Genomic DNA, 14080 nt, shown 5'->3' on the forward strand with positions numbered 1-14080 from the left:
TTGGCGTCACTGAAGGGGCATCGCACCCGCCGAGCAGCGTCACTTTCCTGCCGTCGCCGGACTGCAGGAAATCTCTCGGGACTCACCTGCTCGCTCCCCCCTCATCGTGGGAGCGAGTCGGTGTCTGTCCGCTGCCTCGACGAGAACTGTATCACCATCTGCCATGTTTTGGTGGTACATGCCACTAATTATCGGTCCAGTGACTTGTATCACTATTCGGGGGCGGCCGAACGCAGGAAGAACATCAGGTTCGCCGGACGCTCGGCCAGCCGCCGCACGAAGTAGCCGTACCACTCATCGCCGAACGGCACGTACACCCGCAGGTGCTGCCCCAGGCCGATCAGCCGCTCCTGTTCGGCGGGCCGGATGCCGTAGAGCATCTGGAACTCGAAGTCCTCCCGGCCGCGCGGCGCCGCCGTGGCCAGCAGTGCGGCCGCCTCGATCATCGCCGGATCATGCGTGGCGACCATCGGATATCCCTTGCCCCGCATGAGTATTCGCAGACACCGCAGATAGGAGGCATCGACCTCGCGCTTGCGCCGGAAGGCGGCCGATTCCGGCTCGCTGTACGCACCCTTGCACAGCCGGATCCGCGCGCCCTCGTCGGCGAAGGCGCGGCAGTCTTCCTCGGTGCGCCGCAGATAGGCCTGCAACACCGTGCCGACGGTCTGCGGATGGTCCCGGCGCAGCGCACGCACGATCGACAACGTCGAATCGGTGGTGGTGTGGTCCTCGGCGTCGACGGTCATCCAGATCCCCGCCGACGCGGCCGCGTCGGCGATCACGTGGGCGTTGCACAGGGCCACGGCATGGCCGTCGCCGGGCAGCGCCTGCCCGAGCGCGGACAACTTGACCGAAACCTCCAGGGGCCGTGCACTGTTCGGTTCGACATCGCCGACCGGAAGTTCCGCCAGATCGGCGATCAGGCGTAGATACTCCTGCACCACCCGCTCGGCCTGCGCCGGATCGAGGGTGTCTTCGCCCAGATAGTCGATGCTGACGAAACGGTTGTGCCGCAACAGCTCCCGTACCGAGGTGAGCGCCGCGGCACGGGTGTCCCCGGCGACGAACCTGTCGACGATGCGCCGGGTGACCGGCATCCTGGTGATACTTCGTTCGGCGCGTTGCGAACGCGCCGCGGCCAAGAGAGCCGGCCGCAGCGGATTGGTCAATACCAGCCGGGGATGGCAAGCCGCGGAGCTTTCGGAGTCCGTAGATGCGGCACTCACCTTTCTCCCTCCTTTCGTCTAGTCGGATTCGCTTGCCTGATGCGGATATTCGTGTTCGGTGGCCGGGACGAAGGTCTCCTTGATCGACCGCGGCGAGGCCCATCGCAGCAGGTTCAGCGCGGATCCGGCCTTGTCGTTCGTGCCCGAGGCCCGGGCGCCGCCGAAGGGCTGCTGCCCCACCACCGCGCCGGTCGGTTTGTCGTTGACGTAGAAGTTCCCGGCCGCGAAACGCAGTGCGTCGCCGGCCTGTTCCACCGCGTGCCGGTCCGTGGCGATGACCGCCCCGGTCAGCGCGTACGCCGCGCCGGAGTCGACCAGGCCCAGCACGTCCTCGAAGGCGCCGGGCCGGGCGTCGTCGTAGACGTGGACGGCCAGGATCGGGCCGAAATACTCGGTGTGGAAGGCGTCGTCGAGCGGGTCGTCACCCAGCAGCAGTGTGGGCTCCACGAAGTAGCCGACGCTGTCGTCGCAGCCGCCGCCCGCGGCGACCGTCAGGCTCGGGGTCGACTTCGCGCGCTCGAGGGCGGCCGCGTTGCGGTCGAAGGCCCGCCGATCGATCACCGCGCCACCGAAATTCGTGAAGTCGGTGATGTCGCCATAGCGCAGCGCGCCGACCTTGTCGATGAGTTCGGCGCCCATGCGCGCCCACACCGAACGGGGCACGAACGCCCGCGAGGCGGCCGAGCACTTCTGGCCCTGATACTCGTACGCACCGCGGATCAGCGCCGTGGTCAGCACATCCGGGTCCGCCGAGGGGTGGGCGAGCACGAAATCCTTGCCGCCGGTCTCGCCGACCAGTCGCGGATATCCGCGATAGCGGTCGATATTGCCGCCGACCTCGCGCCACAGGTGCTGGAACGTGCGGGTGGAACCGGTGAAATGGATTCCGGCCAAACGCGGATCGGTCAGCGCCGCCTCCGACACCTCGGGTCCGTGCCCGTGCACCAGGTTGATCACGCCCGCCGGCAGTCCGGCCGCCTCGAGCAGCCGCATCGTGTGATAAGCGGCCACGGCCTGGGTCGGCGACGGCTTCCACACCACGGTGTTACCCATCAACGCCGGTGCGGTGGGCAGATTTCCGGCGATCGCGGTGAAGTTGAACGGGGTGATCGCGTAGACGAAGCCCTCCAGCGGGCGGTAGTCGGTGCGATTCCACACTCCGGCAGAGGAATTCGGCTGTCCGGCCAGGATCCCGCGGGCGAAGTGCACGTTGAATCGCCAGAAGTCGACCAGTTCGCACGGCGCGTCGATCTCTGCCTGGTATGCGGTCTTGGACTGCCCGAGCATCGTCGCGGCGGCGATGGTTTCACGCCACGGCCCGGCCAGCAGATCCGCCGCGCGCAGGAAGATCGCGGCACGTTCGTCGAAAGGCAGTGCGCGCCACGCGGATGCGGCCTCGACGGCCGCGTTCACCGCGTCCCGGGCCTCGCCGGGCTCGGCCACGTGCAGGGTGCCCAGCACGGCCGCGTGGTTGTGCGGTTGCACCACATTCACCGCGGCCCCGGCACCCGATCGGTGGCGGCCGTCGATCACGTGGCAGACCTCGGTGGGCGTCGCGGCCAGCTCGGTCAGGGCCGCGCGCAGCCGGGCTCGTTCCGGGCTGCCGGGTGCGTAGGAGTTCACGGGTTCGTTGGACGGTGCGGGGACCGTGGTGATCGCGTCCATGGCCTGAAATAAACACCTCACGACCCTCGTGGCCGTTGTCCGATCCAACCAATTGCGCAGAGGATTTTCGTCCGATTGAATGAAGAGTGTGAGCCGCTTCATAGCCCTGTCGGAACTGCTGTCCGCGCTGACCAGCACCGTTGTCACGCTGGTCGACGCGCCCGAGGGTCAGGAGGTCGCCGTGCGATCCGTGGCCTTCCTGGACGTGGAGGACCCCGCCCCGGACGCCGCGGTGAGTCAGCCCCTGCCGGAGGTGTACCTCCAGGTCGGGGTGAGCGACACCGACGCGCAGCGGTGGCTGCGCGAACTCGGGCGGCACTGCCCGCCGCAGTACCGCCCGCGTGTGGTCTTCTCCAAGGGCGCCGACCAGGTGCGCGAAGCCGCGCACGACGCCGGGGTCGCCCTGGTGGCGGTGCACCCGCAGGCGCGCTGGGAGATGGTACACACGCTCATCGAGCGGATCACCGGTCACGGCGCCGGACCGCGCACGGTGGCCTCGACACCGGCACCGGACACCGATCTGTTCGGCCTGGCGCAGTCGGTGGCCGAGTCGACCCACGGACTGGTCACCATCGAGGACGACCAGTACCGGCTGCTGGCCTACTCGGCCGACAGCAGCGCCGGCGCCGACGCGGTGCGGCGGCTGTCGGTGCTGGGCCGCCAGGGCCCGCCGGGATATATGCATTGGCTGCAACGCGAGGGCATCTTCGATCGACTGCGCAATTCCGGTGACGCCGTGGAGGTTCCGGCCCAATCTGAGTGGGAGACGCGGCGGCGCATCGCGATCGGCATCCGCGAGCCGGGTGGTCCGGGCGTGCGCCAGCGCACGGTGCTCGGCACGATCTGGGTACAGGAGGGCGCCGAGCCGCTGCGCACCGACAGCCCGCGGGTACTGCGCGGCGCGGCATCCATTGCCGGACGGGTCATCTGGCGCACCCGGCACGCGCCGACCGCCGACGCGCTGCTGATCCAGCGCCTGCTGGGCGAGCACGGCGGCGAGGTGGACGTGGCATCGTTCGCCGAGGCGTTCGGGATGGCCGTGCACGGACACGCGGCCCTGGTCGGCTTCGCCCCGCATGAGAGACACAGCGAGCAGTCCCGGAGCGACATGCACCGTGGCGTGGTGACACTCCGCTTGCACGCCAGCGCGTTTCGCCAGGACTGCGTCACCACGCTCATCGGTGATCGGCTGTATGTGCTTTTCCCCGAACACCATTCGGCCGAACGCGTGACCGCTTGGACCCGTCAGGTGATCGTCCAGCTCGCCGACCGCTCCGCACTACCCCTGCGCGCGGCCATCGCGGCCCCCGTGGACGGCCTGTCCGACGCCGCCCGCGCCCGTGCCGAGGTGGACCGCGTGCTGGACCGCACCGCCGACCTCCCCGACGCCGAACCGGTCACCACCCTGGCCGGTTCCCGCACCACGGTCCTGCTGGCCGAGATCCTCACCCTCATCGCCGACCACCCCCACCTGCGCGATCCCCGGCTGGACACGCTGATCGACTACGACCGCAAATACTCCGCCGACCTGCGCTCGAGCCTCGACGCCTACCTCACCCACCGCGGCGACGTCCGCACCGCCGCCACCGCCCTGAACATCCATCCGAACACCCTGCGCTACCGGATCCGCCGCGCCACCCAACTCCTGGGCCTCGACCTCGACAACGCCCCCGACCGCCTCCTGCTGGAGATCCAGCTGGCCGTACACCGCCAGAGCACACCGTCGCCCCGGGGCGCCCGCGTCTGAGGCCGCAACCGGTTGCCGGGCCGCGATCGGCGCCCGGCCCTAGGCTCGTGGGGTGAGTGAACTCGATCATCTGGTGCTGGCGACGCCGCGCTTGTCCGAGACCGTCGAGACGGTGGCCCGGCTGACGGGCCTCACGCCCGTCGCGGGCGGTCAGCACGCCGGGCGCGGGACCCGGAACTATCTCCTGGGCCTCGGCCTGGGCCTGGGCCTGTTCAACAGCGGATATCTGGAGATCATCGGGCCGGATCCGGAGCAACCCGAGCCCGCGCAACCCCGGCCGTTCGACATCGACTCACTGACCGGGTCGAAACTGGTGTCGTGGGCCGTGCGAGTGTCGGACATCAATACGGCGATCACCGCGGTCCGGGCAGCGGGATTCGATCCGGGCGACGCGTCGGAGATGTCCCGCACGACCCCCGCCGGCAACACGCTGCGCTGGCGGCTCACCACCGAATCACCGACCGGCCTGATTCCGTTCCTCATCGATTGGGGCGGCACCCCGCACCCCTCGCTGGCTCTGCCGAGGCTTCAGCTGCTGCGGCTGACCGCGGTGCACCCCGATCCGGACACGATATCCGCGCAGCTGCGGGCGGTCTCGGTCGAGGTGGCCGAGGGGGACGACCCGCCCCGGACCGCGATCGCGGTGCGCCCCGGCACCCGGGAGGCACTGACGGCCGTGGTGGAGGGACCGAAGGGCCCCATCGCCCTGCTATGACACGGGCCGGCGAATCGCGCCTATCCGACCTCGTCCAGGCCAGGCTCCGCGCTGCGCACGGCGCGGCGCAGGCCGAATACCACCGGTACCGGCCAGAACATCTCGGCGACGATCGTGACGCGCTCGGCCAGGCCCAGCAATCCACCGTCGACGGCCTCGTACCCCGTCCAGACCAGCAGGAGCATGAAGACGGCGGAGACCGTGACCGCCATGGGCGCGCTGCACACCCTGAGCGAAAAGCGATAGGCCGGGATCGTCGACAACGGCCACAGCGCGAGCAGAACGGCCCCCAGGACGACGGCGCACAGGTGCACCGAGTTCTGGGAATGATTCCGCTGTGGCGCACACGCCACCAGCAACCCGCAGCAGCCGACCGCCGTGAGCAGGGCTCGCGAGGCGATCGGCAGCATCCGCAACCCCCACGCGGTGACAATGCAGCACATCGCGGTGACGAAGAAGCCCACCGTGACGATGCCCGCCGTCCGACCGTTTCCGGCCAGGACGCTGAGCGTCTGGGTCAGCGGATCGTAGGACGTAGGCTGTAGCACCCGGCCCGCCATATCGACGGCCAGGACGGTCGCGGGGGTCAACATCGCCGAGACCGTCACCCACCACGGGACGCCCGTGGTTATCGTTGCGGTCAGGTCGCTGTCGGTCATCCAGCCTCCGTTACGCTCCCTCGTCCGAGCACAGCTACGACACCCGCACCAGAATTTACCTGCTCACGAATGCCGATCTCTGGATTCCCCGGCGCGCTCGCGAGTTCGCCAGATAATTGCTACCTCTGCGCGGCGTCGAACCGATGGATGACCGTGCCACCGATGGCAAGGATCTACGGGTGAACCGGGCTCATGCCCGAGGCGCCTCCAGCAATGGCCAGACCTCGACAACTCCGTGCGCGACGGCGCACGGTGTCCCGGACACCAGCCGGATGGCGTCGTCGAGGGTCGCCGCTTCGATGATTCCGAACCCGGCGACCGGGAGCGCCGAGGACATGAACGCTCCGTCGTCCACGCTCGTGCCCGCGTCGTCATGGTTGCGCACCTGCACAGGGGTGCCCGCGATCCCCATATCGGCTCCCGCCGCCCGGAGGCGGGCGTCGTGCTCGTGCGCGGCGTCACGCACCGCCGCGTCGGTGTTGTCGTAGCCTGCCCGGTCGCCGTACCCGATCGTCACGAATTTCGGCATGCCAATTCCTCCTCGGTTCGTCCGCGTGCTCACCAGTGCCGACTTCGAGTGCGCCCGAAATTCATCGGTGCACCGGATCCGGCCGGTCCCCGAGACGAACCGGCCGGGCAGGGGGCGGCGACCTCCTGCCCGGCCGGGAACGTCGTCAGGCCTTGGTGATCGCGACCCGTACGCCGCCCACGATCTCGGCGGCGTCCGCACCCGCGTCGGCGAAATTCAGCGTGGTGGCGAGGATTTCGCCCGCGATCAGTTCGCGGTGCGTGGCGGCCCACGCGGCGCGGTCGGCGGGGACGTCCAGGGTCACCGTGATGCGGTCGGAGACGTCCAGGCCCAGGGACTTGCGAGTCTCCTGAAGGTCCCGGATCAGGTCGCGGGCCCAACCCTCGGCCTCGAGCTCCTCGGTGACCTCCGAATTCAGCACCACCAGACCGGAATTGCCCGGCAGCGCGACGGTGGATTCGGGTTCGGCCGCGACCAGGCGCTGGGTGTACTCCTCGGGCAACAGGTCCACACCGGCGGCGCTGACCACGCCCTCGGGGCTCTCGGACCATTCGCCCGCCTTGACCGCCTTGATCACCGTCTGCACCTGCTTGCCCAGGCGCGGGCCGGCGGCACGGGCGTTGACGACCAGTTCGAAGCGGCCGTGCGCGGCGACGTCCGTCGTCAGGTCGACCCGCTTGACGTTGACCTCATCGGCGATCAGATCGACGAAGGGCCGCAGCCGCTCGGCATCGGCGGCCGCCACCGTGACCTCCGACAGCGGCAGGCGCACCCGCAGGTTCTGGGCCTTGCGCAGGCTCAGCGCCGTCGAGCACACCGTGCGCACCTCGTCCATCGCCGCCACCAGCTCCGGATCACGAGGAAGGACCCCGGCCGAGTGGGATGGACGCTCCGCGAGCTCCACGTCCGAATGGGATGGACGCTCCGCGAGCTCCGCGTCCGAAGGCCAGTCGGCCAGGTGCACCGAGCGCCCGCCGGTCAGCCCCCGCCAGATGACCTCGCTGGTCAGCGGCAGCAGCGGCGCGGCCAGGCGCGTGGTCACCTCGAGCACCGTGTGCAGGGTGTCGATCGCGTCGCGATCCTCCTCCCAGAACCGCGAACGCGACCGGCGCACATACCAGTTGGTGAGCGCGTCGGCGAACGAGCGCAATTCCTCACAGGCGCCCGCGATGTCGAACACCTCGAGCGCCTCGGTCATCACATCGCGTGCTGCGGCCAGCTTCGCCAGGATGTAGCGATCCAGCACATGCGGCGAATCCGTGCGCGTGACACCGGGCTTCGAGGCGTACAGCTGCAGGAACGTCCACGCGTTCCACAGCGGGCGCAGCGCATGGCTCACCCCCTCGCGGATGCCGCGCTCGGTGACGATGAGGTTGCCGCCCCGCAGGATCGGCGAACTCATCAGGAACCAGCGCATCGCGTCCGAGCCGTCGCGGTCGAACACCTCGTTGACGTCCGGGTAGTTGCCCTTGGACTTGGACATCTTCAGGCCGTCGTCGCCGAGCACGATGCCGTGCGAGACAACCGACTTGAACGCCGGACGGTCGAACAGCCCGGTGGCCAGCACGTGCAGCAGGTAGAACCAGCCGCGGGTCTGGCCGATGTACTCGACGATGAAATCGGCCGGATTGTGGCCTGCCTCGGTGGATGTCCCGTCGAACCAGTCCTTGTTCTCGAACGGGTAGTGCACCTGCGCGAAGGGCATCGACCCGGAGTCGAACCAGCAGTCCAGCACCTCCGGCACCCGCCGCATCATCGACTTGCCGGTCGGGTCATCGGGATTCGGCCGCACCAGCTCATCGATGCCGGGCCGGTGCAGATCGTCCGGGCGCACGCCGAAATCACGGTGTAGCTCGTCCAGAGAGCCGTAGACGTCCGTCCGCGGATAGGACGGGTCGTCGGAGATCCACACCGGGATCGGGCTGCCCCAGTAGCGGTTCCGGCTGACGTTCCAATCCCGCGCGCCCTCGAGCCACTTGCCGAACTGGCCGTCGCGGATGTGCTCGGGCACCCAGGTGATCTGCTGGTTCAGCTCCACCATCCGGTCGCGGAACTTGGTCACCGCCACGAACCAGGACGGCACCGCCATGTAGATCAGCGGCTGCCCGGACCGCCAGCTGTGCGGATAGGAGTGCTCGATCGTCTCGTGTCGCAACAGCTTTCCGGACGCCTTGAGATCCTTGATGATCACCGGGTTGGCGTCGAAGACCATCAGACCCTCGTACGGCGGCACCATCGAGGTGAACTTGCCGCCGGGATCCAGCGGCTGCACCAACTCGATCCCGTTGGCCGACGCGACGTCCATATCCTCCTCACCGAACGCCGGTGCGAGGTGGACGATTCCGGTGCCGGAGTCGGTGGTGACGTAGTCGGCGGTCAGTACGCGATGCGCGTTCGGATGTCCGGCGAAGAAGTCGAACGGCGGCTCGTAGCGCAGATCGGCCAGCGCCGCGCCGGAGTACTCCCCGAGCACCTCGGCGTCGGCGCCGAACTCCCGCTCGTAGTGCGAGACGCGTTCGGCGGCAAGCAGGTACCGCTTCCCGTCCGCCGCGCGCACCTGCACGTAGGTGACGTCCGGATGAACGGCGATCGCCAGGTTGGACGGCAGCGTCCACGGTGTGGTGGTCCAGATCAGCGCGTTGACGCCGTCCAGCGCGTGCAGCGGATGGTCCGGGTTGTCGCCCGGCACCCGCAGAACCATGTCCACGGTGACGGCCGGGTCCTGCCGCATCTTGTACGCGTCGTCCAGGCGGGTCTCCTGGTTGGACAGCGGCGTCTGCTCGTACCAACTGTAGGGCAGAACCCGGAAGCCCTGGTAGATAAGGCCTTTGTCGTACAGCGTCTTGAATGCCCACATGACCGACTCCATGAAGTCGAGGTCCAGGGTCTTGTAGTCGTTGTCGAAATCCACCCAACGGGCCTGGCGGGTCACATAATCGCGCCACTCACCGGTGTATCGAAGTACCGAGGATTTCACCGCGGCATTGAAATTTGCAAGGCCCATCACATCGATCTGTGATTTGTCCGTGATACCGAGCTGTTTCTCCGCTTCCAGTTCTGCGGGCAACCCATGGGTATCCCAGCCGAATCGCCGATCGACCTTCTTACCGCGCATCGTCTGGAATCGCGGGATCAAATCCTTGACATAGCCGGTCAGCAGATGTCCGTAATGAGGCAAACCGTTGGCGAACGGGGGGCCGTCGTAGAAGACGAACTCCTCGGCGTCCGAACGGTTCTGGATGCTGGCGCGGAAGGTGTCGTCGGCCGTCCAATAGTCCAGGACACGCCGCTCCAGATCGGGGAAGGACACCTGGCCGCTCGCACCCAGATCGACGCGGGGATAGCCGTCGCGGGCCTGGGAAGGGGAGGGTGAGCCGGTGGGGCGGGTAAGCTCGGGCGCCGCGGAGTCCTCGTCGGGCACTGCGTTGCGGGGGGTTGTCTCGTCCGCCATCTCGGGACGCTCTCCTCGTGCCGTCGTGCGCCGGTACGGCGCAGCCAATGGGCACGGGGACGATAATTGGCGCCGGTGCGCCGAAAACCGCGGTACCACCCCGCTTGTCCGCCACCGATACGGTGATAGATGCGGACCTCTCGTTGCGAGCTGTGACGGGCTCACCCGTTCGGTTCTACTGGGCGCCGCGGTGGGCGACGCCGTTCTTCCGAAGGCTCCCCGGTGATCGCCGGATCAATGCCGTAGTTCAGGTTTGATTGTAGCCACAGCGGTCAACACTATTTTCGGCCAGGCTCATCGTCTGGCGTGACGACCGGGGCGGGACTGGGAATCGTCGTCGGAATCACGCATCGAGAGGGCACTGACCAGCAACAACACCGCGCCAATCACACATACCACGATGCACCCCCACGCCCACACCACTGAACCGGTGGTCAATGCGGCCACCAGCAGGGCAAAACCGATCGCCGCGAGGACGAGTGTCAGGACGAGCATGTCACCCCCTAGGCGGGCCTAGCGGCTCGACGGACTTGCGACCAGAACTGCGTAGAACGCCCGGTCCGGGTTTTTTTAGTTGCCGCCCTTGGCGAATGACGCCGGAGCGTGGTTGTTGGCACCTTCGAACCCATCGCCGCCGTCGACCGGCACGGCCGAACCACGGTTCTCCAACTCCTCGAGCTGTGATTCCAGGTACGACTTCAGCCGCACCCGGTACTCACGTTCGAAGGTCTTGAGCTGCTCGATCCGGCTCTCCAGCACGCTGCGCTGCTGGGTGATGGTCGCCATGATCTCGGTGTGCTTGCGCTGCGCCTCATTCTCCAGGGCGTCGGCGTTTTCCTTGGCCTGGCGCAGCTGGCTGTCGGAGCGGTTCTGCGCGTCGGCCAGCAGGGTGTCGGCCTTCTGGCGCGCCTCGGACACCATGCCCTCGGCCCGGCTGCGGGCCTCGCTGACCAGTCGCTCGGAGTTTGCGCGAGCGTTCGCGAGCAGCTGCTCGGCCTCGCTCTTGGCGTCGGTGGTGAGCCTGTCGGCCATCTCCTGGGCCAGGCTGAGCACCTTGGCCGCCTGTAGGTTCGCGTCCGCGGCGTCCTTGGGGGCGGGGGCGGCGACCGGCATGGGCGGCGCGGTGATCGGCTGAGGCTTGGGCGGCTCCGGCTGCGGGGGAATCGGTTTCACCGCCTGGGGTGCCGGGCGGGGGGCCACCTTGGCATCGGACAGTTCCGCATCGAGTTCGGCAACCCGCTGGCGCAGGTCCGCGTTCTCCTCGATGAGACGTGAGAGCTCCTGCTCGACCAAGTCGAGGAAGGCGTCGACTTCATCCTCGTTGTAGCCCCGCTTCCCGATCGGCGGTTTGCTGAACGCGACGTTGTGCACATCGGCTGGGGTCAGCGGCATGGAAGGATCCCTTCACGCTTCGTACGGAGGTCTAGCGGTAGATCTAGCAAGCTATTCTTCTCGATCCCATTCTGTCACACCGGAGCGTGCTGCTGCCCAAGGCTGCCGGTGACCGACATCAAGATGAAGACGATGAATATCAACACCATAATCGACAGGTCCAGGCGAATTCCTCCCAAGTTCACCGGCGGTATCAGCCGTCTCAGGAGTTTCACCGGCGGATCGGTGATCGTGAAGACCACCTCCAGCACGATCGCGACAACGCCTCGAGGATGCCACTCGCGCGCGAAGCTACGGATGAACTCGACGATGATCCGGCTGATGAGCAGCAACCAGAAGACGAACAGCAGGTAGTTCAACACACTGAACAGGGCCACCAGCCCACTCTGCCTTAGATTCGGTGTCCTGCAAACACCCCGCGCCGGTCCCACGGCGCGGCATCCCCCGCGCGTCACGTATCGGCCGAGGTCACAGCCGGGACGCAACGTCCGATCAGAGCGTTATTTCTGGTTGTAGAAGCCGGTTTCGGCGATGCGGCGGCGTTCCTCGGCCGATACGTCCACATCGGCCGGTGAGAGCAGAAACACCTTGGTGGCCACCTTGTCGAACGAGCCGCGCAGCGCGAACGCCAGCCCCGCGGCGAAATCGACCAGGCGGCGGGCGTCGGCGTTGCTCATCTCCACCAGGTCCATGATCACGGGCGTACCGTCGCGGAATCGCTCACCGATGATCGCCGCCTCGGTGAAGGTGCGCGGGCGCAGGGTCGTGATCTTGGACAAGGGGCCTCCGTCCTCGAAGACCGGCGAGCGGCGCGGGGCCGGCTCGAAACGCGCGCGCTCCTCCAGCCGCCGCTCTTCCATCCTGCGCTCGACCTCGGGGTCGACCGCGAGCGCACCGTGCGTGGTGCCGCGGATCATGGAAGCCCCGGACGACCCGGACGGACTGGAGCCCAGGCCGCGGGAACGGCCCGACGGGGCCGAATCGATGCGAGTGGGACGGCGCGACGCGTCGTAGCGGTCGTCGGCGTAGGGGTCCTCGCCGAATTCGCTGCGCCGGGACACGGTGTATCCGGGCTGATACGGCGCCTTGTACGCGGGCTCGGGGTAGCTCTGCTCGGACTGGAAGCCCTCGCCGTAGCGGTCGTCGCCGAACCGGGGCCGCGACGCGCCGGACTCGTACCGGGGCGCGGACTCGTAGCGAGGCTCGGCGAACTCCTGCGAACGGCCGCGACCGCGCTCCTCTCCCCGGGGAGCGCGATCGTCCCGGGGCGCACGATCGTCGACGTAGTCGTCCTCGTACTCCTCGAGCGGAACCATCCCGAAATAAGCCTTGAATCGGTGCAGCGTACTCATTTACCCACCTCGACTTCCACCTCATGGGCACTCGCCCCCAGCACGAGAACGCTCGTGGCCGCGCTGGCGTTCCGCTCGCTGCGCTCGCTCATCCTGGTCGACCTTCCTACGGCCCCGGCTGGCCCTGGGGTGAAGTCCTGCTCGTCCTCGTCAGCCCCAAGCATATGTTTCGAATGTGACTGGTGAGGTTTCTTTGCTATCCCGAGGTTATCGGTCGAGCGCCCATCAAGGCAGTACCGACACGCACACAGGTGGAGCCGTGTCGGATCGCGGCCTCCAGATCTGCCGACATGCCTGCGGAAAGCTCGGTCCCCATGGGGTGTCGCTTCAACAATCGGGCGTGCAATTCGGCCAGCCGAGCAAACTCCGGCTCCGGATCGGCATCCAGTGGTGGGACCGCCATCAGGCCTCCGAGCTGCAGGTTTTCCGATTTGTCGACCTGATCGGCCAAAGCGGGCAAATCGTCCGCTGCCACGCCGCCGCGGGTCGGATCACGGTCGAGGCTGACCTGTAGCAACACACGCAGCGGCGTGTCGCGATAACCCGCCTCGCGAGCGGCGCGCACACCGACGTCAAGGGCCGTTATCAGCCGGGAACTGTCCACCGAATGGACCGTATGCGCCCACCGGGCAACCGCTTTTGCCTTGTTGCGCTGGAGGTGGCCGATCATATGCCACTGAATATCGGGCAGATCGGCCAATTCGGCGACCTTCGCACCGGCCTCCTGTTCGCGCGACTCACCGAATTCACGACGACCCAGCCGATAGAGAATCGCCACGTCGGAGGCCGGAAAGAACTTGGTCACCGGCAGCAGCCGCACCCGCGCCGGATCACGTCCCGCCGCGCGGCACGCCGCGTCGATACGTTCCAGCAGACCCGTCAGCGCGCTCGACAGCGCCTGCGTGCGGGTCCCGGATTCCGTAGCGGCGCCGGCCGATTCGCCCGTCATAGTCCCTCTTTCTCGAATGCGACAGTCATCACGATCGGCCCGGGCGTGTCAGGGGATGTCATACCGCGGCGCCCTGCTCCTCCATCCAGATGACCCCGGCCAACCGCCCCGTCGGCGCACCGCGTCGGTGGCTGAACAGGGTCGCATCCTCGATGGTGCAGCGGGGATCGACCGCGACGGCGCTCACCCCGGCCGCCTCGAGCTGGCGGCGGATGCCCGCGCGCAGATCCAGGCCGGGGGTGCCCTTGGCGGTGGTGGTGGCGCTGCCGGGCAGATGCGCCTCGACATCCGCGCGCATGGCCGCGGGCACCTCGTACCGACGACCGCTGGCCGCCGGACCCAGGAACGCACCGATCCGCTCGGGCCGGGCGCCCACCGAGACCATCGCCTCC

Annotated in this window: 13 protein-coding genes; 2 read left to right on the top strand and 11 right to left on the bottom strand. The window is 67.9% G+C overall.

Features of this window, described 5'->3' with window-relative positions; all coding sequences use genetic code 11:
- Positions 1–212: 212 nt before the first annotated feature.
- Positions 213–1178 (bottom strand): proline dehydrogenase family protein, encoded by a 966-nt coding sequence (locus tag JZ791_RS30950; protein ID WP_254206637.1) that lies wholly within the window; start codon positions 1176–1178, stop codon positions 213–215.
- Positions 1179–1247: 69 nt separating this feature from the next.
- A complete protein-coding gene (gene pruA / locus JZ791_RS30955) occupies positions 1248–2894 on the bottom strand; it encodes an L-glutamate gamma-semialdehyde dehydrogenase (RefSeq protein ID WP_216899183.1) in 1647 nt (548 codons plus the stop codon).
- A gap of 88 nt (positions 2895–2982) precedes the next feature.
- Here pruA and JZ791_RS30960 point away from each other — a divergent pair, with 88 nt between their 5' ends.
- Both JZ791_RS30960 and JZ791_RS30965 read left to right on the top strand, forming a co-directional pair.
- Positions 2983–4641: a PucR family transcriptional regulator gene (locus tag JZ791_RS30960; RefSeq protein WP_308163175.1), complete on the top strand. Its 1659-nt coding sequence runs from the start codon at positions 2983–2985 to the stop codon at positions 4639–4641.
- 52 nt (positions 4642–4693) lie between these two features.
- A complete protein-coding gene (locus JZ791_RS30965) occupies positions 4694–5356 on the top strand; it encodes a VOC family protein (RefSeq protein ID WP_216899186.1) in 663 nt (220 codons plus the stop codon).
- A 20-nt stretch (positions 5357–5376) separates the two neighbouring features.
- Here JZ791_RS30965 and JZ791_RS30970 read toward each other — a convergent pair whose 3' ends face one another.
- The 9 genes from JZ791_RS30970 to JZ791_RS31010 all read right to left on the bottom strand — a co-directional run.
- On the bottom strand, positions 5377–6015 hold the full coding sequence (locus JZ791_RS30970) for a DUF998 domain-containing protein (RefSeq protein WP_216899188.1): 639 nt from the start codon (positions 6013–6015) through the stop codon (positions 5377–5379).
- Between the two features lie 190 nt (positions 6016–6205).
- The gene (locus JZ791_RS30975) at positions 6206–6544 is read right to left on the bottom strand and encodes a YciI family protein (RefSeq protein ID WP_216899190.1); all 339 of its coding nucleotides are present in this window, start codon (positions 6542–6544) and stop codon (positions 6206–6208) included.
- A 145-nt stretch (positions 6545–6689) separates the two neighbouring features.
- Positions 6690–9995 carry an isoleucine--tRNA ligase gene (ileS, locus tag JZ791_RS30980; protein ID WP_216899191.1) on the bottom strand — a complete coding sequence of 1102 codons (3306 nt, stop codon included), beginning with the start codon at positions 9993–9995 and terminating at the stop codon, positions 6690–6692.
- 294 nt (positions 9996–10289) lie between these two features.
- Complete coding sequence (locus JZ791_RS30985; protein ID WP_216899192.1) at positions 10290–10490, bottom strand: hypothetical protein; 201 nt, start codon at positions 10488–10490, stop codon at positions 10290–10292.
- A gap of 75 nt (positions 10491–10565) precedes the next feature.
- Positions 10566–11387 carry a DivIVA-like cell division protein Wag31 gene (wag31, locus tag JZ791_RS30990; protein ID WP_216899194.1) on the bottom strand — a complete coding sequence of 274 codons (822 nt, stop codon included), beginning with the start codon at positions 11385–11387 and terminating at the stop codon, positions 10566–10568.
- A gap of 74 nt (positions 11388–11461) precedes the next feature.
- Entirely contained in the window at positions 11462–11764 is a 303-nt protein-coding gene (locus JZ791_RS30995; RefSeq protein ID WP_216899196.1) for a YggT family protein, read from the bottom strand.
- 123 nt (positions 11765–11887) lie between these two features.
- A complete protein-coding gene (locus JZ791_RS31000) occupies positions 11888–12739 on the bottom strand; it encodes a cell division protein SepF (protein ID WP_216899198.1) in 852 nt (283 codons plus the stop codon).
- A gap of 196 nt (positions 12740–12935) precedes the next feature.
- Positions 12936–13688, bottom strand: a complete 753-nt coding sequence (locus JZ791_RS31005; protein ID WP_216899200.1) for a YggS family pyridoxal phosphate-dependent enzyme — start codon at positions 13686–13688, stop codon at positions 12936–12938.
- 58 nt (positions 13689–13746) lie between these two features.
- Positions 13747–14080, bottom strand: a 334-nt coding sequence (locus tag JZ791_RS31010) for a laccase domain-containing protein (RefSeq protein WP_216899202.1), incomplete at its 5' end; no start/stop codon positions are given.

Origin of the sequence: Nocardia alni (genome assembly GCF_019038435.1) — a bacterium.
Taxonomy (GTDB): domain Bacteria; phylum Actinomycetota; class Actinomycetes; order Mycobacteriales; family Mycobacteriaceae; genus Nocardia; species Nocardia alni.

Bases quoted from the DNA above. Each gene is read 5' to 3' on its own strand.
- pruA (WP_216899183.1), bottom strand. From the start codon at position 2,894: ATGGACGCGATCACCACGGTCCCCGCACCGTCCAACGAACCCGTGAAC.
- JZ791_RS30970 (WP_216899188.1), bottom strand. From the start codon at position 6,015: ATGACCGACAGCGACCTGACCGCAACGATAACCACGGGCGTCCCGTGG.
- JZ791_RS30975 (WP_216899190.1), bottom strand. From the start codon at position 6,544: ATGCCGAAATTCGTGACGATCGGGTACGGCGACCGGGCAGGCTACGAC.
- ileS (WP_216899191.1), bottom strand. From the start codon at position 9,995: ATGGCGGACGAGACAACCCCCCGCAACGCAGTGCCCGACGAGGACTCC.
- JZ791_RS30985 (WP_216899192.1), bottom strand. From the start codon at position 10,490: ATGCTCGTCCTGACACTCGTCCTCGCGGCGATCGGTTTTGCCCTGCTG.
- wag31 (WP_216899194.1), bottom strand. From the start codon at position 11,387: ATGCCGCTGACCCCAGCCGATGTGCACAACGTCGCGTTCAGCAAACCG.
- JZ791_RS31000 (WP_216899198.1), bottom strand. From the start codon at position 12,739: ATGAGTACGCTGCACCGATTCAAGGCTTATTTCGGGATGGTTCCGCTC.
- JZ791_RS31005 (WP_216899200.1), bottom strand. From the start codon at position 13,688: ATGACGGGCGAATCGGCCGGCGCCGCTACGGAATCCGGGACCCGCACG.